Source organism: Micromonospora cremea, assembly GCF_900143515.1.
Classification (GTDB): Bacteria; Actinomycetota; Actinomycetes; order Mycobacteriales; family Micromonosporaceae; genus Micromonospora; species Micromonospora cremea.
On sequence record NZ_FSQT01000001.1, the window covers coordinates 2,806,320 to 2,825,942 of the forward strand.

Sequence of the window (19,623 nt, forward strand, 5' to 3'; positions counted from 1 at the left end):
CCCCAAATTTTCACGCACGGCACGGGCGTCACGACAGAGACATCGGAGACTCCTATGGAGGTCAAGGGGCGGGGGCGGCGAAGTCGGCGCGTAGGGCGGTGTAGAGGTCGCGGACGATGTAGCGCTTCAGGCAGCGCAGGATCTCCTGCTTGCTGCCTTCTGTAGTGCGGCGGTGCAGGTAGGCGCGGGTTCTCGGGTCGTAGCGCATGCGGCAGAGCGCGATGGTGTGCAGGGCGTGGTTGGCGCCGCGGTCGCCTCCTCGGTGCAGGCGGAGGCGGCGCACCCGTCCCGTCCGAGCTGGCGGAGATGGGTGCTGCGCCGCAGAGGTGGGCAACCACGGGCGAGAGCGGTCGATGGCTTCATTGCTAAAGCCTGCCTCGATCTTGCCAACGCTCAATGCAACGGTGCCGTCGTGCCCGCGTCGAGAAATTTCTACAAAATCTGCTGGTGATAAACTTCCGGCGTGGCATCGGCCTCCTGGCAGGCGGTGACGGCGCTGGTCGACCAGGTCCGACGGGCGCTGTATGACTACGTCCGCAGCCAGGACCACCCGGTGACGCGGGACGAGGCCGCCGAGGCACAGGGCATCTCGCGCAACCTGGCGGCGTTTCACCTCGACAAGCTGGTCGCCGCCAAGGTGCTGCAGGCCCGGTACGAGGCGCCGACCGACCAGCCACGCGGCCGTGGCAGGACGCCGAAGGTGTACGAGGCGGCGCCGGGCTGCATCTCACTGACCATCCCGGAGCGCCGCTACGACCTGATCGGCGAGATCCTGGCCCAAGCCGTCGCCGACGATCCGACCGACGCGAGGTCGACGGCCTTACGCCTGGCGGAGCAGCGGGGCGCGACCATCGGTCGTCAGGCCGGCGGTGGCGGCCCTGTGGCAGCGCTCCTGGACGAACTCGGCTTCGAACCGGTCGACGACGACGAGCTGATCTGGCTGCGGAACTGCCCCTTCCACCAACTCGCCGTCCAGCAGACCGAGCTGGTGTGCGGCCTGAACCAGGCCTTCATCGCCGGCCTCCTCGACGGGCTCGGCCGAACGCAGCTCCGCGCGCGGCTGGCCCCCAGTCCCGGGGGCTGCTGCGTGCAGATCCATCCGGCCTGACCCGCCGCCGCCGCGCCCCGCTCGCCGCCGCGTGTGCTCAGGCCAGCAGATCGCCGAGTGGCACCCGTGGGTCGGCGAGCTTGGCCAGGTCGACGGCCCTGCCACCATGTCCGGCGCGCACCAGCGCCTGAATCTGGTCGGTCACGTCCCACACGTTTGCGTTCATCCCGGCCAGAACCCGGCCGTCGGAGACCCAGAACGCCATGAATTCCGGTGCCCTGCCATCCGCCACGGCCGGGGCGCCGCGGACCACCACCCGGTCGTAACCGTCCGGGGCCACCCACCCCGAATACTCCATCCCCAGGTCGTACTGGTCGGAGAAGAAGTACGGCAACCGGGCGTACTCGACCTGCTGGCCCAGCATGGACCGCGCCGCGGCCGGGCCGCCGTTGAGCGCGTTCGCCCAGTGCTCCACGCGGATGTGCCGGTCCAGCAGTGGGTGGTAGGCGCTGGCCACGTCACCCGCGGCGTAGATGTGCGGGTCGGAGGCGAGCAGCTGGGCGTCGGTGACGATGCCGTTGTCCACTTTCAAGCCTGCTGCCTCGGCCAACTGCGCGTCGGGCTGGATACCCACGCCGACGACGACGGTGTCGGCGGCCAGTTCGGTGCCGTCGGTCAGCAGGACAGACGACACCCGCCCGACACCGCGCAGCTGTCGAATCCCGGCGCCGAACTGGAAGGTGACGCCGTGGCTGCGGTGCAGGTTGGCGAACACCTGGGCGACCTCATCGCCGAGGACCCGCTGTAACGGCAGGTCGGCGACTTCCACCACGGTCACGGTGGCGCCGTGCTGGCGGGCGGCAGCAGCGATCTCCAGACCGATCCAGCCCGCACCAACCACCACGAGCCGGGCTTGATCGGTGAGGGCTTCGGCGATCCGGTCGGACTGCGCCAACGTGCGCAGATACATCACGCCGTCCAGGTCGGCACCGGGAACATCCAGGCGGCGGGGCGTCGAGCCGGTGGTCAGCAGCAGCTTGTCGTATCCGAGCCGCTCGCCGTCGTCGAGGACGACGTGGCGGGCGGCGCGGTCGATGGCGGTGACCCGGGTCGCGGTGCGCAGGTCGACGTCGTTCGCGTCGTACCAGCCGGCGTCGTGCACGTACACGTCGCGCCGTGGTGTGGTCCCCAGCAGCAGACCCTTGGACAGCGGCGGCCGCTCGTAGGGCCGTTCGGGCTCCGCACCGAGCAGGATCACCCGGCCGTCGAAGCCCTCCTCGCGCAGTGTTTGGGCGGCTTTGGCGCCGGCGAGGCCGGCTCCGACGATGACGAACGTGGGGCTACTGTCCATGCCGCTCTCCGATTTGGGGTCAATGGGCTCCGGTGAGGGAGAAGAACTCGGCCCTGCAGCGGGCGTCGTCACGCAGGGTTCCGAGCAGGGTGGAGGTCACGGTGGTGGCACCCGCTGCGCGTACGCCGCGCAAAGTCATGCACATGTGCTCCGCCTCGATGACGACACCGACGCCTTTGGGCGCCAGTTCGAGGGCCAGCCAGTCCGCCACCTGCTTGGTCAGCCGTTCCTGCACCTGCGGGCGGTGTGCGAACAGCTCCACCACGCGGGCGAGTTTGGACAGCCCGAGGATCCGCTCGCCCGGCAGGTAGCCGACGTGCGCGACACCGACGAACGGGAGCAGGTGGTGTTCGCACACCGACCGGATCGGGATGGACCGGGCCAGCACGAGTTCGTCGTAGCCCTCGTCGTTGGGGAAGGTGGTCAGGTCGAACGGGCGCGCGGTGAGCAGCTCGGCGTACGCCCGAGCCATCCGCCGCGGCGTCGCGCGCAGGCTCTCGGAGTCCAGGTCGATGCCGAGTGCGGCGAGGAACTGGGCGGCGGCCTGTTCGGCGGTGACGAGGTCGCGCGCTGGTCGCTGGTCCACGCGGCGTGGGGCGGGTGCGATGGTCACGTCCGCGGCTCCCGAGGTCGGTGTGCAGGTTCCACGGCGCGTCCTTCATCTTCGACAATGGTCGGCGCCGGTATCCGTCATCCTGTGCTCTCGGGCCCGGAATTTCAATAGCGGGCGCTGGTGAAATTCGGGGGTCGCGTGCTCACGGTCTTGCCGATCGCCGGCGTAGCTCGCGCAGGATCATGACCGATGATCCGTAAGAGGGGTCGTCGGCGTAGCCGGAGTGTCCGTGGCTGGCCGGGTACGAGGTGTCCCCTGCCGTCCTGGCGAACATCGGGTCGATCATTCGCCGGTCGACGTCCTGGTTGTCGCCAACCCGGCTGTCGGCAGCCCACTGGTCGGCGCTGATCTCGACCGCCTCGACGTCGCGCAGAACCCACCCGCCGATCGGGTCGCTGGGTCGGTAGAGATTGCGCCACGGCCAGCGCGAGCGGGCGCCGTCGGTGATGTCCAGCGGTTTGCCCAGCAGCAAGGCGCCGGTACGGCGCAACGCGGCAGGTCCGAAGTAGGCGGGGAAGAAGCGTGCGTAGAGCCGCCGCAGCGGGCTGCCGTAGGTGAGCAGGGCGACTCGTGAGCTTTCCACGTAGGTCAGTTGCATGACCATGGCCGCCCCGATGACTGTGCCTTGGGAATGACACGACAGCAGGACCTGACCGCCACAGGTGCAGCCGAGGTAGTTGATGCGCTGGATCAGGTCGGGGATCGCCCGCTCGGCGTAGCAGGGCGGCGCGAGTGGATGCGTGGCCCGTGGCCAGAACGTCCCTAGGTCCCACAGAACGCCGACGGTCCGCCGGAACCTTGGGTTGCGGTACGCCTGGCGCCCGACGTAGAGAAGGCCGGCCGCGAGGCCGCCGACGAGCAGGTCGCCGATGTTGACCGCCCAGCGGGCGTGTGTGTAAACCCAGGTCTGATCGACCAGATAGCCGACTACGCCGGCCGCGGTCAGGGCGGCGAGCAGGACGGCGAACGCGCCGGCCATCCGTCCACCCACATCGCTGACACTCGCGCGGGACCAGGCGGCAGCAATCCGGCGGGCCCGCCGCAGCTTCTCCGCATGCTCGAGAAGATCAGGAGCATCGAGGGCCTCCGCGATCCCGGCCGTGGGATAGGCCGGGACGACCTGCTCCCGCAGCACCCTGTCGGTGTTGCGGCGCAGCAGCCACAGCCCGACACCTGCCAGCAGGGAAGCCGCCGCGGCCAACGGAACGGCGAGCGCCGTACCCCAGAAGAACGGCAGCGGGACGACAAACGCGTCCCGTGACAGGTCGCTCGGCGCGGGCTTGCCCAGAACATGTGCCACCGCCAGGACGAATCCGGCGGCGAAGGCGCCGGCGAGTGCCACCGCCATCATCATCAGCACCGGCGCCGCGAGACCGAACCACGCCAACGACCGTTCGGCCCCTGATCTCGCTCGCCTGGTTCGGGTGAGATGTACGAGCAGGAGGACCAGCATGCCTACCAGCAGGACAGCCTGAACCGCCACGAGCACTTGTACCGTCTGCGCGAGCCACGGCAGCGGCGAACGCGTATCGCCGAGCACGGGCGCCGCCGAGTTGACGTCGGGCTGCCAGACCACCACCGCCCCGAGGACGCTCACGGCCACGGCCACCCACGGCAACAGGGTGTAGAGGTCGCGCCCGCCACGGTGTTCACCGCCGTCGCCCGGCTGGGGACGATCATGGGGCAGGCAGACCAGCACCATGGTCAGGCCGAGCAGGCACAGCGCCAAACCCAGCAGGACAACGGCCGCCCCGGACCAGACCGAAGCCACGGCCGGCCCGGACTGAACAGCGCTAAGACCCTGGCCGTTACCGACAAGAGGCGCGAGCAGGAAGACGCCGACCAGCGCGAAGCCGGCTGCCACGTGGGCGGCTCGCAGCCGACGCACCTGGCTCGCGCCGTTCCACATCCGGCGGTCCTCCAGCGGCGTCCTGTCCTGCTCCTCCGGGTCCGCAGGCGGCACGGTCGCCGTTTCCAGTTCCCGCCACGTCTTGTTCGCCAACCACCACAACAAACCGACCACGGCCAGTGGCAGCGCGGCGGTCACGGCGATGCGCCGTCCGGGCAGGTCAAGCCAGGACCAGGACAGGAAGCTCAACCACGAGACCCGGTCCGTGCAGTCGCGCGAGAACCGCACACACTGCCACCCGAATAAGTCCATGGAAACCAGGACGACAGCCAGGACGAGCGTGAGCGTTATCGACAGCGCGAACAGCCGCTGCACCGCCTCTGCCGTGCGTCGGGAGAGTCTGCGCTCGTCATCGGCGTACGGCAAAGCGAAGAACGCGACATTGACCAACAGAAACGGCGTCAGCAGCAGCCAGAGGGCCCGTTGCCCGCTGCCCGCGGTCAAAGCGCCCCACGAGTACGCCTCAAGCCGCTCATCCGCCGTATCGGTGGAGGTCTGCTCCGCCTCCCACTGTCGGCGATAGAAGCCCGCCTCGGCATCCCCCGCCACGCGCGCGGCGTGCGGATGCGCCAGCATGCGCTCCGGCGGAGTACCGGACACGCCGTGAACCCGCAGCTCGGTCCAGCCTCCGCCGTCCTGGTTCACGTAGCCGCCCACGCTCCACCTCCGGCGCTACCGCAACTCTGAGTGCCTCCCCACCACGAACGCTGGAGGCCGCAGTTACCCAACCGACACCCATCATGCCGGAAAGTAACGCAGCGGGTCACTGCCTGGGGACGGGAGCCGGCGGCGCCGGCCGCCGAAGGACGCCCCGCCAGCCCCCACTCCTGACCACCCATGCGCTGACCCGAACTCCTCGCCCCCCCCCCCCCCCCCCCAGAGGGACGATCCGGTGGATCACCCGTGCAGAACCGCGGCTCGGGCAGCCGGTCGCACGGTAACGAGGAACAGGACCAGCGCAGCGGCCTGGATGCCGGCCACGGTGACGATCACCGCCGCGATCGAGTAGTCGTAGAGGGCGCCGATGAGCAACCCACCGACCAGGGTCGCCACACCCAACCCGGTCGCGAAGATGCCGTAAGCGGTGCCCCGCCGAACGGCGGGCACGATGTCGGCGATGGCCGCACGCATCGTGGATTCCTGGATGCCGAGCACGGCGCCCCAGTCCAGGACACCGGCGATCGCGGTCGCCGCAGTGGTGGTGGAGGCCGCCAGCGGGATCAGGGCGCTCAGGACGGGCACGGCGGCCAGGACCCGGACACGCCGACGGGCAACTGCTGATCGACGTGGCCGGCGGGCTGCACTACGACGGCAACAGCCAGGGTGGCATCAACGGCGGCGCGCTCACCGCCATCGCCCAGGACTGGACCCGGTCGGTGCTCGGCGTACCGGCGATGAACTACTCCACGCTGCTGCAACGCAGCGTGGACTTCGCCCCCTTCCAGACGATCATGGACGAGCACTACCCGGACAAGGTCGACCAGCAGCTGATTCTCGCGCTGCTGCAGATGTTGTGGGACCGGTCCGAGGCCAACGGATACGCCCAGCACATGACCGACCGGCCGTTGCCGGGCACCCCGGCGCACCAGGTGCTGATGCACGTGGCCTTCGCCGACCAGCAGGTCTCGCCCGCCGCGGCCGAGGTCCAGGCGCGCACCATCGGGGCCCGCCTGCACACCCCCGCGCTCGCCGACGGCTGGTCACTCGACGTGAAGCCGTACTGGGGTATCAAACCGATCCGGGCGTATCCGTACACCGGCTCGGCGATCGTGATCTGGAACAGCGGTGCGGCGTACGCGCCGCCGCCGACGAACCTCGCCCCTGCCGGACCTGAGTACGGCGACGATCCGCACGAGTTCCCGCGCGCCCAGCCCGGAGCGCAGGAGCAGAAGGCGACGTTCCTGCTCACCGGAAAGATCATCGACGTCTGCGCGGGAGGGCCCTGCCCCTGACGCGGTGACCGGTCGCGCCGGGCAGGCGCGGCCGGCCACCCTCCCGCCGTAGGTTCGGGGGGTGCGTCAGGGGCGTCGGTACAGCAGTCGCGGTTGCCCTCGCGCGGCCTGGCCGTCAGCGGGGGCGGCCTCTTCCGGCCTTCCGCGAGGACCCGCTGTCGCGGCTCACTGGCACGTTTCCCGTCCGGTCGAGGGATGAGGGACCGCGATGGTCGGGCTATCCACCGGCCATTGCGCCAAGGATGATGAACGGTTCCTTACCGGCGATCACCTCCTCGGGTAGTGGTTCGTCCGGCGAGTCGTTGGACAGGTCCTGCTCGCAGGCGTAGAACCGAACGAACGCGCGGCGCTTGCCGCTGTGACGGTCGCGGATCGTGCCGAGCAGCATCGGGTATCGCGCCTCAAGGGTGTCTAGGATCAGGCGCTGCGTCGCCGGCCCGGGCACCTCGAGACGTACCTCGCCGCTGACGTGAGCCAGGTTCTTCAGGTGGGCCGGGAGGACGACCCGGATCACGGCAGTGCCTGGACTTCCACGGAGAGCACGGCCGGCAGGTCCCGTACGATCGGCGCCCAGCTGTCGCCGCCGTCCGCCGAGTGGTAGACCTGACCACCGGTGGTGCCGAAGTAGATTCCGCATGGGTCGAGCGTGTCGACCGCCATCGCGTCGCGGTACACGTTGACGTAGCAGTCGGACTGCGGGAGGCCCGTGGTCAACGGCTCCCAGTCGTCGCCGCCGGTGCGGCTGCGGTAGACGCGCAGCTTGCCCTCCGGCGGGTAGTGCTCGGAGTCGCTCTTGATCGGCACGACGTAGACGGTTTCCGGCTCGTGCGCGTGCACGGCGATCGGGAATCCGAAGTCCGACGGCAGGTCGCCGCTGACCTCACGCCAGTTCGCACCGGCGTCGTCGCTGCGCATGACGTCCCAGTGCTTCTGCATGAACAGCGTGTCGGGACGGGACGGGTGCTGGGTGATGTGGTGAACGCAGTGGCCGACCTCGGCGTCCTGGTCGGGAATCTCGCCCGAGCGCAGGCCCTTGTTGATCGGCAGCCAGCTCGCGCCGGCGTCATCGCTGCGGAACGCGCCCGCCGCCGAGATGGCGACGTAGATCCGGTCCTTGTGCACCGGGTCCAGGATGATCGTGTGCAGGCACATCCCGCCGGCGCCGGGCTGCCACGTCGGCCCGGTCGGATGGGTACGAAGCGCAATCAGCTCCTTCCACTTCAGGCCGCCGTCAGTGGACACGTAGAGAGCGGCGTCCTCCGCACCCGCGTACACCATGTCGGGGTCATCGCGTGACGGCTCGAGGTGCCAGATGCGCTTGAACTCCCATGGGCGCGGGGTGCCGTCGTACCACAGGTGCTCGCCGACCTCGCCCGCGTAGGCGAAGTCGTTGCCGACCGGCGTCCAGCTCCTGCCGCCGTCGTCGGACCGCTGGATCAACTGCCCGAACCAGCCGCCGGACTGCGACGCGTAAAGCCGGTTCGGGTCGGCCGGTGAACCGGTGAGGTGGTAGATCTCCCAGCCGCCGAAATGCGGACCGTCGACCGTCCAATCGTCGCGTCTGCCGTCGGACGTCAATGTGAACGCGCCCTTGCGCGTGCCTACCAGCACCCGTACGCCGCTCATGGCTTCATCCTTCCGCTCTTGTCGGCGGTACGGCGGGTCAGACCGTCCGTTGCCGCCTGCACTGATCGGTCTCCGTCAGTCGTACTCTCCGGGTATGACGAATCGGCGACCGGCGGCGCCGACATGCTGGAGTTGGACGTGCACTCGACCGCCGACGACGTTGGGTCCCTGCAGTTCACGCCCCCCACACGCAGCACCAGGCATGTCGCCCTTTCTGATTGCCCCCCGCCGACCGGAGCACCCAGGCGGCCATGTTCGTGTCGATAGCGGCTACCGCTACAGCAGGCCACGATTCACTCCTCCAAAGTGACAGGTGTCGGATAGCCAGTACCGATGGATTTCGGACAGCGGCGCGGGTGGGGCGTCCTTAGCATCGACCGCGGTGCGGGTCTCGCCGTGAGGCCTTCGGGGAGGGCACTCACCACAGTGGGGGGATGGCCCATGAGCGGCCGAAAACACAGATCACTCATCGCGCCTTCGGTGGCGCTTGGTCTCGCACTGGCGTTCGTGCCCGCGGAGGCGATCGCTGCGCCCGCGCGGGATCCGCTCAGCGTGGGCGCTTCGGCGTCCGTGCGGCTTGATCCGGCCACCGGTCACCCCCGGATGATCTTCAAATCGGGGGACTACCTCACCGGACCGTCGAAGAGCCCACCGGAGCAGATCGTCCTCGGCTACATCCGGCACAACCGTGCGCGATTCGGCCTGAGCGCGGCGCAGGTCGCGCAGCTGAAGGTGACCTCGTCCTACCTGACCAACCACAACGGCGTGCGCCAGGTGACGGTGGGGCAGTTGATCGACGGCATTCGCGTCGTCGGCGCGCTGCTGACCGCGACCGTCGACAAGCAGGGCAGGCTCGTGCTCATCGGCGGGTGGCTCGCCGCGAGCGCGGCGGCCGGCGACGTCAAGATTACGGCCCGGCAGGCGCTCGACCGCGCCGCGGCCGCCCAGGGCGCCAAGGCGAAGGAGCCTGTCAAGGGCGCCGACAACAAGAACAAGGGTCGCCAGACCTTCCCTAACTCGTACGCGCAGCGGCTGGCCAAACCGCACGACGTCTCGGCCGAGTTGGTCTGGTTCGCGCCCGACCACACCTCACCGCTGCGCCCAGCGTGGCTGACGGACGTCGAGGCTTCCGGCGCCTCGTGGACCGAGTCGCTGGTCGACGCGGCCACCGCTCAGGTGTTGCGGGAGCAGAGCCGCTACCAGCACAGCGGGCCAGAGGGAACGGTCTTCACCACGCAGCACCCGGACGCGACCGGGGCGATCCGCCAGGTCACGCCGTTCACCGGGATCGACGGTTCCTGGGTCGCCGACCGCCTGACGCAGGGCAACAACGTCAACGCCTACCGCGACGAGGACGGCGACAACAACGCCTCGGACACCGGCAACGACGCGATGCGTCCGCAGACGCCCGCCAGTGGCGACCCGAATCACCAGCACTTCAACTACCCGTTCACGGACGCGTGGCGGACGAACGCGGCGGCGACGCAGGCCAATCTCGACGCCGACCTCGATGCAATCACGACCCAGCTCTTCTACTACAACAACGTCATGCACGACTACCTCTACGGCCTCGGCTTCGACGAGGCGTCGGGCAACTTCCAGGTCGACAACTTCGGCCGCGGCGGCAGCGGCAACGACCCCGTCCTCGCCGAGGCGCAGGACGGCTGGGACTTCGGCTGCATGACCGACCCGCCGAACCCGGTCGCGATCCGCTGCCTGAACAACGCCAACTTCGGCACGCCGGGTGACGGCAGCAGCCCCCGGATGCAGATGTTCATGTGGCAGCCGGGACGGCCGTGGCGGGACGGGTCGCTCGACGGCGACGTCATCGCCCACGAGTACGGGCACGGCGTCTCCAACCGCCTGGTCGGCGGCGGCAGCCTCGGCGGCGGCCCGCAGACCGGCGCGCTCGGCGAGGGCTGGAGTGACACGATCTCGTTTCTCAAGTGGAACGACAACACCGTCGGCGAATACGTCACCAACAACACCGCCACCGGCATTCGGTCGCAGGCGTACGACACGTCGACGGAGACGTGGGCGACCTTCGACCCGGCGCGGGGCGTGCACCGCAACGGTGAGATCTGGGCCGCGACGATGTTCGACATCCGCGAGGCCAAGGGCATCGGTTACACCCAGCAGATCGTGATCGACGGCATGAAGAACACGGTGTCCTCGCCGACCTACCTCGACGCGCGTGACGGTATTCTCGCCGCCGACATGACCAACACGGGCGGCGCAAACCAGTGCCTGCTGTGGCGGGTCTTCGCCGGTCGCGGCATGGGCGCGAACGCGTCTTCCAGCGCGGACCAGACAACCGAGACGGCCGACTCGACCGTCCCGGCGCAGTGCATGCCCACCGCCGACGCCGGCGGCCCCTACAGCACGCCCGAAGGAACCGACGTCCTGCTGAGCGCGGCGGGTTCGACCAAGGGCACCGACCCGTCGGCGGGCACGCTGACGACGTTCGAGTGGGACCTCGACAACGACGGGCAGTACGACGACGCCACCGGGCAGTCCGTCCCGTTCACCCGGGTCGGCCAGGACGGCGTCTTCACCGTCGGCATCCGGGTCACCGACAGCGCCGGCAACGCCGACACGGACACCGCGATGGTGACGGTCACCAACGTCGCCCCGTCGGTGACGCTGAACCCGATCGCGGCGACGCCGGAGAACAGCGGCATCACATTCTCCGGCAAGATCAGCGATCCGGGCTGGCTGGACCCGTTGACAGCGACGGTCAACTGGGACGACGGCACCGGCCCACAGCCGGTTGTGGGCACGCTGGAGAACACCCGGCCGGACGCGACGCTGACCTTCTCGGTCCCGCACATCTACGGCGACAATGGGGTGTACGCGATCGAGGTCTGCGGCAGCGACGACGACACGACCACGTGCGCCACGGTGAACGCCACGATCACGAACGTCGACCCGACGGCCGTGATCTCGTCCGACGGCCAGACGACCTACAACGGCCAGCAGGCGTTCATCACCCACGCCGGTGAGCCGATCGACGTCACCGGCTCGTCGGCGGACCCGGGCAGCGACGACCTGACGCTGACCTGGACCTGGGGCGACGGGGCTTCGGAGACCCTGACGTCGCTGGTGAACCCACCCGCGACCGACCCGGCCAAGAGTCCGTCGATCCAGCCCCGGGCCGTAACGGCGATGAAGTCGCACGTCTACGGCGACGCCTGCCTCTACACGCTGACGTTCGCCACCGCCGACGACGACGGCGGGTCGAGTGAGGCGACGGCCACGGTGATCATCGCCGGCAACGCAGACCGGGCGCGCAGCCAGGGCTACTGGAAGGTCCAGTACGACGCCAAGCCACCGAACATATTCACCCAGACGCAGCTGACCTGCTATCTGGCTATCGTGTCGTTCATGAGCTCCGTCTACGGCCCGCTCACGGTGCAGCAGGCGCACGACATCTTCAGCCGCACCTCCAGTGACCCGCGAGCGCTGATGTCCAAGCAACTGCTCGCCGCATGGTTGAACTTCGCCAACGGGTCCTATGACCTGGACACGCCGGTCGACACCGACGGTGACGGCGTCGCCAACAGCACGTTCGGCGCCGCGGTCGCGGCGGCGGAGGCGGTCTACAACAACCCCGCCGCCACCAAGGCGCACCTCCTGCAGCAGCAGAAGATCCTCGAGCGCTTCAACCTGCGCGATGGCGGCTGATCCACGCCTCGCCGGGCTGGCCGGGCTCGCCGTCCTCGCACTCCTGATGGGGTGCGGGGGCGGCGAGCCCTCCGCCGTGCCACCGGCGCCGTCGGTCACGCCGCAGGCCACACATACGACAGAGGAGGGCCGGCCGCGCATGCTGACGGAGGCCGACGACGGCGCGCTGGTGACCCTCGCCGTGGGTCAGACCGCGGCCCTGCGCGTGACCGGCCCGGAGGGCGCGCCGGAGCCCGAGGTGAGCTCCGACGCCGTCCTGCTGATCCGCCTCTTGAACGTGACCGGCAGCGGGGCGCGGGAATGGGAAATCCGGGCCGTACGCCCCGGGGAGAGCCGCCTGTCGGTGCCCCGTGCAGAAGGGGCGCCTGTCGTCATCACCCTGCAGGTGCGCTGACGCTCATCACGGGCCCGGCTTCTCTTGGAGCGGGCACATGTCGTCTGCCCGAGGAGCTTCGCCATCGGCGCCTGCTCTTGATCTTGGTTGTCCGACCCGTGCGGCAGGATGCGCTGCCATGACGAACCACCTCGACCCCGCGCACCCGCAGCCGGCCGGAAAGCTGGTGTACGGTCACGCGCGGCTGCACGACTGCCTCGCCTTCGCCGACGCCGACACCGCCGCCGAGGAGGCCCGCGAAATCGCGACGATCGCCTCCGCTGCCACCTGGGGCGAGGCCCGCCGTGTCGCTACCCGCTACACCTGGAACCCGGTCGGCCCGGAGTACCACGACCCCGACGAGGGGCCGGCGGACGACGAGCCGTTCGACATCACCGAGGTGGGCGGGGTGAAGGACGGCGACTGGCCGCCGATGGTGACGACGCGGGCATTGACGCTGCTGCCAAAGGACCTGCAGGCGGCGTTCAGCGACCCGACCGAGACCGCGCTGAACGGGTACTACCTGGAAATCCCACTGCGGCACGAGTCCGACCTGGTAGCGCAGCTGCGGGAGCACGGCTTCGAGATCAGCCGCGACGACGACCTCATCAACCTGCTCGACGGCCGCAGCTTCCAGTAGGTCGGGCGGGAGGGGCTCGCTCGCCTGCCTCGGCCGCTATCGCCTGCCATTGACTCGTCCGCCGCGTCTGGCGGCCCTCACCGTTGCCGCTTGCCGAGGGTCGGCAGGCCGCCAGAGACGGTCCGAACAGGTCCATCCGGGTTGCTCCGACCAGGCCGCGGCAGCGCCTCAGGGACCCGCCGACCGGCGAGGTCGGAGGCGCGGAGGCTGACCACGGCTCGGTCTGTCGGCCGCCAGCTCCGCATGCCGGCCCCCTTCTGCTTGTCGTCGGTCATCAGAGGGGGATCCCGACAGCTCACCGCCGTGGCAGGTGCGAGAGGGTGGTCACGCGGCGGCGGGCCACCCGTGCCGCCCGGGGAACGAGGAAGGCGGTCCGCGCATGTTCAACACCGCGCGCCTGCAGGTCGTGCTGGAGATCGCCCGGCACGGGACCATCGTCGCCGCGGCCGAGCAGCTCCGGCTCAGCCCGTCCGCCGTCTCCCATCAGCTCGCCACGCTCGAACAGGAGGCGGGGGTGGCGCTGGTGGACCGGGGGCCGCGCAGCCTGCGGCTCACCGTGGCGGGCCAGCGCCTGGCCGACTACGCGCAGCAGATCATCGATCTGATGTCGGCCGCCCGCGACGAGCTGTCCGCCCACGGCGAAGGCCGGCGGGGTCTGCTGCGGATCGGCTTCTTCGCCACCGCCGGCACGGAGCTGCTGCCGCGCGCTCTGTCCAGCTTCACCGCCGACCACCCTCAGGTCGAATTGGCGTTGATCCTTGGGCAGCCGTCCGACCTGCTCCCCCGCCTCAACCAGGGCGAGCTCGACCTGGTGGTGGTGTTCGACCATCCGCTGAGTCCCACTCCGGACGTCTCCTTCGCGAAGGTCTGCCCGCTGATGGTTGATCCGCAACTGGTGGTGCTTCCGGCCGGCCACCCGCTCGCCGGGCGGCGGCTGCGGCTCACCGACCTGGCCGACGAGCCGTGGATCACCACGCTCGGTGTGCAGGGCGAGGTCTCGGTGTTGGAGTTGGCGGCGCGCGCCGAGGGATTCCAGCCCCGGATCCGCTGCCGCAGCGATCACTACGAGGTGGTGCTGGGCCTGGTCCGGGCCGGTGTCGGCGTCGCGTTGGTGCCGTCGCTGGGTCTGCGCGACTCCGGCGAGGTGGCGGTCCAGCCGCTCGACCACGCCAACCTGCACCGGGAGATCGGGGTGGCGCTGCGCCCCGGCAACCCGAACCCGGTGGTCGGCAGCTTCGTGGACCGGCTGACCGACGCCGCGGCGGGGCTCAGTCAGGAGCTGGCGGAGCGGTGGCCGCGGGTGCCGGCGAGCCGGTCGACGGCCGTGCCCCACCGCCGCAGCTCCCCCACCGCGGCCCGCTCCGCGCCGGGCGGGAACGCCGCGACCACGGCGTAGACGACGGTGTGCCGGCCGACGACGATGCCGGCGTCGGCGCGTACGCCGGTGTCGGTGCCGGTCTTGTTCAGCACCTGCGCACCGGCGGCCGACCAGGGGTCGTGGCGGATGGTGTCGGCGACGAGCGTGTGGTCGGTGTTCCGGGCGAGCCACCCGCGCAGCAGTCCGGACGCCCGTTGGCCCTGCCAGGACCCGGTCGCCACGTCCGCGAGGAAGGCGCAGAGGTCGTGGGCGGTGCCGGTCGCGAACGTCGGTGGTACGTCCGGGCCGCGGGCGGCCCGGATCCGGTCGTGCACCGTGGTGTCCCTCAGGCCGCTGCGGAGGGCCAACTCCTGGACGGCGTCGAGCGTCACCAGCCGCAGCAGGGCGTTGGTGGCCGCGTTGTCGCTCACCGCGGCGACCGCGGTGGTGAGGTCGGCGACGGTCCACCGTCGCGGCGAGAGCAGGCCGAGCACGCCGGTTCCGCCGAGCGCCCGGTCGTCGTCGAGCAGGTCGACCGGCTGGTCGGGGGCGAGGGTCCCGTCGGCGAGGCGGCGGGCCACCTCACCGAGTAGCAGCAGCTTGCCGACGCTGGCGAGGGGCAGGACGAGGTCCGGGTCGAGCGAGAGGATCCGCCGGTCGTCCAGCCGTCGCACCATCGCACCGACGCGCGTGGGGGCGGCCGGGGCGTCGGCGGTCACGTCCACCCTCGGGTGGCGGGTTCGCGGTCCGCTACGGCCAGCACCCGACCCGGTCGGGCGTCGGTGACCCGGTCGCCGTCCACGACGACCCGGCCGTCGACCACGACGTAGCGGACTCCGCGTGGCGGCGCGAGCGGGTCGTCGTAGGTCGCGCCGTCGGCTGCCCGTGCGGGGTCGAGGACCACGAGGTCCGCCGCGTACCCGTCGGCGAGCAGACCCCGCTCGGCCAGGCCGAAGCGGCGGGCGGGCATCCCGGTCATCTTGTGCACGGCCTCGGTCAGGCTCAGCAGGCCCACGTCACGGACGTAGTGGCCGAGCACCCGGGCGAAGCTGCCCGCCCAGCGCGGGTGGGGCCGCCCCGGTTTGGGCACACCGTCGGAGCAGAGCATCGCCAGCGGGCTGGCGAGCACCCGCCGCACGTCGTCCTCCCGCATCGAGTGGCTGAGGATGGTCACGTTGCCGGCCTCGGCCGCGAGCAGGTCGCAGACGCAGTCGACGGGGTCGACGCCGCGGGCGGCGGCGACGTCGGCGATGGTGTGCCCCTCGACGTCCGGGCTGGTCGGGGCGGACGCAACCCTGATCAGGTCCCAGCCGCCGTTGCCGACGGTGTTCTCCCAGCCGGGCAGCCCGGAGGCCAGGTCGGCGCGGATGCGGTCCCGGACCGTCGCCTCGCGGACGGCGGCGAGCATCGCCGGCACGCCGTCGGCGATGACCCAGGGCGGGAGCAGGGCGTGCAGGGCGGTGCTGCCGGCGGTGTACGGGTAGACGTCGCAGAGGACGTCCAGCCCTTCGGCCCGTGCCCGTTCGAGTCGGGCCAGGGTGCGGACCGTGGCGCCCCAGGAGTGTCGCCCGGCCGTCTTGTGGTGCGAGACCTGCAACGCCGCCCCGGCCGCGATGGCGATCTCGATCGCCTCCTCGAGCGCCGACTCGACCTGCGACATCTCGTCGCGCAGGTGCGTCACGTACGGCTTGCCGTGCGCGGCGGCCACCCGGGCGAGCGCGATGACCTCGTCGGTGCCGGCGTTGACCCCCGGTGAGTAGATCAGGCCGGTGGAGAGTCCGGCCGCGCCGGCGGTGAGCGCCTCGTGGAGCAGCGTGCACATGCGCCGGAGTTCGTCGGCGGTGGCCCGCCGCTGCGCGAAGCCGACGACCGCGGCGCGGAGCGTGCCGTGGCCCACCAGGGCGGCGAGGTGGTTGCGCCGGGCCACGCCCTGGGCGGCGGCGAACTCCGCGAAGGACGGGTACGTCGCCGCCGGCGGGCCGAACGTCGCGGCGACCAGGTCCCGCACCGTCGCGGCGTGCCTCGCCGGGACGGGAAAGGGACTGATCCCGCAGTTGCCGCAGATCTCGGTGGTGACGCCCTGGCGCAGGGGCGCGAGCCGCAGCGTCTCGCGCTGCTCGTCGTCGCCGGCGAGCAGGTCGGAGTGGGTGTGCACGTCGATGAAGCCCGGGGTGACGACCAGGCCGCGGGCGTTCACCACCATGGCCGCGGCACTGCGGCTGCCCGGGGGCAGCAGCTGCAAGCGGCCGTCCCGCACCCCCACGTCGGCGCTGCGGGCGGGCGAGCCGCTACCGTCGATGACGTCCCCGCCGGTGACCAGCAGGTCCAGCTCCATCACAGCACCTTGGACAGGAACGCGCGGGTCCGTTCATGCGCCGGCGCGGCGAGAACCTCGCGCGGCGGGCCCTCCTCGATGATGAGGCCGTCGTCCATGAAAACCAGGTGGTCGCCGACCTCGCGGGCGAACCCCATCTCGTGGGTCACCACGATCATCGTCATTCCGCTCGCCGCCAGGTCCTTCATCACCTCCAACACCTCGCCGACCAGTTCGGGATCGAGCGCCGAGGTCGGCTCGTCGAAGAGCATCAGCTTCGGCGACATCGCCAGGGACCGGGCGATGGCCACCCGCTGCTGCTGCCCGCCGGAGAGCTGCGCCGGGTAGTGGTGCGCCCGGTCGGCGAGCCCGACCCGGTCGAGCAGCTCACCAGCGCGCTTGCGGGCGTCGGCCACCCGGACGCCCTTCACGGCGACCAGGCCCTCCATCACGTTCTGCAGCGCGGTGCGGTGTGGGAAGAGGTGGAACCGCTGGAACACCATGCCGATCGACTCGCGCTGCCGGCGCAGCCGGGCGTCCGGCAGCGGTCGCAGCCGCCCGCCGCGCTCCTCGTACCCGATCAGCTCGCCGTCGACGTGGATCCGGCCCGCCTGCGGCTCCTCGAGATGGTTGAGGCAGCGCAGCAGGGTGGACTTGCCGGAGCCGGAGGGGCCGACCACGCAGACCACCTGGCCGCGCTCGATGACCAGGTCGATACCGCGCAGCACCTCGAGGCGGCCGAAGCTCTTGCGGACCTGCCGGCACCGCACCATCGGGGCGGTCATCGCGCGCTCCCGGTGAACCGCAGGTTGCGGCCGATGCGTCCGCGCAGCGTGCCGGGGACGGTGGTCCCGAAGCCCCGGCTGAACCGGCGTTCCAGGAAGTACTGGCCGACGCTGGCGACGGTGGTGAGGACCAGGTACCAGATGGACGCGACGATCAGCAGGGCGATCACCTCGAAGTTGGTCAGGTAGAGCCGCTGGGCGACGGTGAGCAGGTCGGCACCGGCGATCACCGAGACCAGCGAGGTGGTCTTGAGCATCGAGATGAACTGGTTGCCGGTGGGCGGAACGATGATCCGCATCGCCTGCGGCAGCACCACCCGTCTCATGATCTTCGCGCGGGACATGCCGAGGGCCGCGGCGGCCTCCTGCTGGCCGGGATCGACGGCGCGGAGTCCCGCCCGGACGATCTCACTCATGTAGGCGCCCTCGTTGATGCTGAGCCCGAGCAGCGCCGCGACGAAGCCCGTGACGAGGGCGTTCGTCTCCCACGTGACCAGCTTCGGGCCGCCGAACGGCACGCCGAGACCCACCTCCGGGAAGATCAGCGCGATGTTGAACCAGAAGATCAGCTGCACCAGCAGTGGCGTGCCCCGGAAGAACCAGACATAGGCCGTGGCTCCGGTGCGCAGGATCCGGCTGTCGGAGACCTGCATCAGGGCCACCACCACGCCGAGGACCACGCCGATCAGCATCGACGCGACCGTGAGCTGGATGGTGACCCACAGCCCGTCCAGGATGACCCGGTCGAACTGGTAGTCGACGACGATGTCCCAGTGCAGGTTGGGGTTGACGGCGATGGACCAGCCCAGCCAGACCAGGACGAAGGCGACCACCCCGGCGGCCAGCCACCGCCCCGGTCGGACGGGGTGGCTGATCCGGTTGGCCTGCGGCGTGTCCGGCCCCGCGGGCGCCGGCTCCGCGGCGCGTACCCGCTCGTCAGCCGTACGATCCACGGGCGCGCTCACTTCTGGTCGTTGACGGTGGCCGCCTGGATGGCGCTGCCCGTCACGCCCCACTTCTCCAGAAGCTTCGTGTACTCGCCGCTGTCGATCAGCTCCTGGAGCGCCCGCTGCACCGCGTCGCGCAACTGGCTGTCCTTCTTGTCGATCGCGATGCCCCACGGTCCCGCCTCGTACTGGGCCTCAAGCACCTCGTACTTGCCGCTCTCCTGGGCGAGCATCTTGGCGACCGGGTAGTCGACGATGGTGGCGACGGCCCGGCCGGCGTCGATCTGGAGCAGGCCGGTGGGGGCGTCCTCGCTCTGCGAGATCGTCATCTTCTTGGCGCACGTGGCGTTCTGCCCCTCGCCGATGGCGAGGTTGGAGCTGCCCTTGGCCAGAACGACGGCTCGGCCGCACAGGTCGGGGAGGTCCTTGACACCGGCGGGGTTGCCCTTGGCCACCATGATCGAGCCACCGGCCTGGAAGTAGTCGACGAAGTCGACCGCCTTGCGCCGCTCCTCGGTGTCGCTCATCGAGGACATCGCCAGATCCCAGCGGTCGGCCTGCAGGCCGGGGATGAGACCGGGGAAGCTCGCGTTGGTCATTTCCAGCTTGAGGCCGAGCCGCCCGGCGATGGCCGCGGCCAGTTCCGGGTCGACGCCAATCAGATCCTGCGTGCCCTTCTTGTACATCTCCATCGGTGGGTAGCCCTCGGCGGTGGCGACCCGGAGGGCACCCTTCGCCTTGATGGTGGCGGGCACGAGGTCGGCGGCCTTCGCGTCGGCGGCGACGGAGGCGCCCCCGCCGGGCTGCGAGGTCTGCCCGCTCGACGAGCGGCCACAACCCGTTGCCGCGATCGAGATGGTGACGAGACCGATGACGACGCGGAGCGCACGCTTCCTGAGCACGGCAAACCTCCTGGCTGGGCGACTGGCGGGACCCTATCCGGGATCAGCCAGCATGAACAGCCTGAGTGCTCTGCATGGTATGCGTCGAAAAACTTGGTGCTGGCTCAGCCCTCCAGGTCCCG

General features: G+C 70.4%; 16 protein-coding genes and 2 pseudogenes. 6 read left to right on the top strand and 12 right to left on the bottom strand.

The window, feature by feature from the left end; all coding sequences use genetic code 11:
* Positions 1 to 61: 61 nt before the first annotated feature.
* Positions 62 to 335 (bottom strand): annotated as a pseudogene (locus BUS84_RS12890) (transposase); the annotation flags it as partial.
* 128 nt (positions 336 to 463) lie between these two features.
* Between BUS84_RS12890 and BUS84_RS12895 the strand changes: the two are divergent.
* Positions 464 to 1,108 (top strand): helix-turn-helix transcriptional regulator, encoded by a 645-nt coding sequence (locus BUS84_RS12895; protein WP_074311660.1) that lies wholly within the window; start codon positions 464 to 466, stop codon positions 1,106 to 1,108.
* 37 nt (positions 1,109 to 1,145) lie between these two features.
* On the opposite strand, the gene BUS84_RS12900 is transcribed toward BUS84_RS12895, so the two are convergent.
* From BUS84_RS12900 to BUS84_RS12915, 4 genes are all read right to left on the bottom strand, one after another.
* Entirely contained in the window at positions 1,146 to 2,399 is a 1,254-nt protein-coding gene (locus BUS84_RS12900) for an NAD(P)/FAD-dependent oxidoreductase (protein WP_074311662.1), read from the bottom strand.
* 19 nt (positions 2,400 to 2,418) lie between these two features.
* Positions 2,419 to 3,012: a GTP cyclohydrolase I FolE gene (gene folE, locus BUS84_RS12905; protein WP_143728347.1), complete on the bottom strand. Its 594-nt coding sequence runs from the start codon at positions 3,010 to 3,012 to the stop codon at positions 2,419 to 2,421.
* A gap of 142 nt (positions 3,013 to 3,154) precedes the next feature.
* Positions 3,155 to 5,578, bottom strand: a complete 2,424-nt coding sequence (locus BUS84_RS12910) for a hypothetical protein (RefSeq protein ID WP_074311664.1) — start codon at positions 5,576 to 5,578, stop codon at positions 3,155 to 3,157.
* A 240-nt stretch (positions 5,579 to 5,818) separates the two neighbouring features.
* Positions 5,819 to 6,163: an MFS transporter gene (locus tag BUS84_RS12915; RefSeq protein ID WP_074311666.1), complete on the bottom strand. Its 345-nt coding sequence runs from the start codon at positions 6,161 to 6,163 to the stop codon at positions 5,819 to 5,821.
* A 44-nt stretch (positions 6,164 to 6,207) separates the two neighbouring features.
* On the opposite strand from BUS84_RS12915, the gene BUS84_RS12920 reads away from it, so the two are divergent.
* Entirely contained in the window at positions 6,208 to 6,873 is a 666-nt protein-coding gene (locus BUS84_RS12920) for a hypothetical protein (RefSeq protein WP_244298507.1), read from the top strand.
* Between the two features lie 217 nt (positions 6,874 to 7,090).
* Here BUS84_RS12920 and BUS84_RS12925 read toward each other — a convergent pair whose 3' ends face one another.
* Positions 7,091 to 7,387 (bottom strand): MoaD/ThiS family protein, encoded by a 297-nt coding sequence (locus BUS84_RS12925; RefSeq protein WP_074311668.1) that lies wholly within the window; start codon positions 7,385 to 7,387, stop codon positions 7,091 to 7,093.
* Positions 7,384 to 8,499: a WD40/YVTN/BNR-like repeat-containing protein gene (locus BUS84_RS12930; RefSeq protein ID WP_074311670.1), complete on the bottom strand. Its 1,116-nt coding sequence runs from the start codon at positions 8,497 to 8,499 to the stop codon at positions 7,384 to 7,386. Before BUS84_RS12930 ends, BUS84_RS12925 begins: the two co-directional genes overlap by 4 nt.
* A 441-nt stretch (positions 8,500 to 8,940) precedes the next feature.
* Between BUS84_RS12930 and BUS84_RS12935 the strand changes: the two genes are divergently transcribed.
* The 4 genes from BUS84_RS12935 (at position 8,941) to BUS84_RS12950 (ending at position 14,592) form a co-directional block, all read left to right on the top strand.
* Complete coding sequence (locus BUS84_RS12935) at positions 8,941 to 12,183, top strand: M36 family metallopeptidase (protein ID WP_208869600.1); 3,243 nt, start codon at positions 8,941 to 8,943, stop codon at positions 12,181 to 12,183.
* 139 nt (positions 12,184 to 12,322) lie between these two features.
* Complete coding sequence (locus BUS84_RS37485) at positions 12,323 to 12,577, top strand: hypothetical protein (RefSeq protein WP_143728349.1); 255 nt, start codon at positions 12,323 to 12,325, stop codon at positions 12,575 to 12,577.
* A 118-nt stretch (positions 12,578 to 12,695) separates the two neighbouring features.
* A complete protein-coding gene (locus tag BUS84_RS12945; RefSeq protein WP_074311677.1) occupies positions 12,696 to 13,196 on the top strand; it encodes a hypothetical protein in 501 nt (166 codons plus the stop codon).
* Positions 13,197 to 13,575: 379 nt separating this feature from the next.
* A complete protein-coding gene (locus tag BUS84_RS12950) occupies positions 13,576 to 14,592 on the top strand; it encodes a LysR family transcriptional regulator (protein WP_074311679.1) in 1,017 nt (338 codons plus the stop codon).
* Positions 14,593 to 14,642: 50 nt separating this feature from the next.
* On the opposite strand, the pseudogene BUS84_RS39875 reads toward BUS84_RS12950, so the two are convergent.
* The 5 genes and pseudogenes from BUS84_RS39875 to BUS84_RS12975 form a co-directional block, all read right to left on the bottom strand.
* A pseudogene (locus BUS84_RS39875) lies at positions 14,643 to 15,230 on the bottom strand (serine hydrolase); the annotation flags it as partial.
* A 38-nt stretch (positions 15,231 to 15,268) separates the two neighbouring features.
* Positions 15,269 to 16,888 carry an N-acyl-D-amino-acid deacylase family protein gene (locus BUS84_RS12960; RefSeq protein WP_074311683.1) on the bottom strand — a complete coding sequence of 540 codons (1,620 nt, stop codon included), beginning with the start codon at positions 16,886 to 16,888 and terminating at the stop codon, positions 15,269 to 15,271.
* The gene (locus tag BUS84_RS12965; protein WP_074311685.1) at positions 16,888 to 17,652 is read right to left on the bottom strand and encodes an amino acid ABC transporter ATP-binding protein; all 765 of its coding nucleotides are present in this window, start codon (positions 17,650 to 17,652) and stop codon (positions 16,888 to 16,890) included. Before BUS84_RS12965 ends, BUS84_RS12960 begins: the two co-directional genes overlap by 1 nt.
* Entirely contained in the window at positions 17,649 to 18,605 is a 957-nt protein-coding gene (locus BUS84_RS12970) for an amino acid ABC transporter permease (RefSeq protein ID WP_244298508.1), read from the bottom strand. The genes BUS84_RS12965 and BUS84_RS12970 overlap by 4 nt, the downstream gene beginning before the upstream one ends.
* A gap of 8 nt (positions 18,606 to 18,613) precedes the next feature.
* On the bottom strand, positions 18,614 to 19,501 hold the full coding sequence (locus BUS84_RS12975; RefSeq protein ID WP_074311687.1) for an ABC transporter substrate-binding protein: 888 nt from the start codon (positions 19,499 to 19,501) through the stop codon (positions 18,614 to 18,616).
* Positions 19,502 to 19,623: the final 122 nt, after the last annotated feature.

Bases quoted from the DNA above. Each gene is read 5' to 3' on its own strand.
- BUS84_RS12960 (WP_074311683.1), bottom strand. From the start codon at position 16,888: ATGGAGCTGGACCTGCTGGTCACCGGCGGGGACGTCATCGACGGTAGC.
- BUS84_RS12965 (WP_074311685.1), bottom strand. From the start codon at position 17,652: ATGACCGCCCCGATGGTGCGGTGCCGGCAGGTCCGCAAGAGCTTCGGC.
- BUS84_RS12900 (WP_074311662.1), bottom strand. From the start codon at position 2,399: ATGGACAGTAGCCCCACGTTCGTCATCGTCGGAGCCGGCCTCGCCGGC.
- BUS84_RS12945 (WP_074311677.1), top strand. From the start codon at position 12,696: ATGACGAACCACCTCGACCCCGCGCACCCGCAGCCGGCCGGAAAGCTG.
- BUS84_RS37485 (WP_143728349.1), top strand. From the start codon at position 12,323: ATGCTGACGGAGGCCGACGACGGCGCGCTGGTGACCCTCGCCGTGGGT.
- BUS84_RS12950 (WP_074311679.1), top strand. From the start codon at position 13,576: ATGTTCAACACCGCGCGCCTGCAGGTCGTGCTGGAGATCGCCCGGCAC.
- BUS84_RS12935 (WP_208869600.1), top strand. From the start codon at position 8,941: ATGAGCGGCCGAAAACACAGATCACTCATCGCGCCTTCGGTGGCGCTT.
- BUS84_RS12930 (WP_074311670.1), bottom strand. From the start codon at position 8,499: ATGAGCGGCGTACGGGTGCTGGTAGGCACGCGCAAGGGCGCGTTCACA.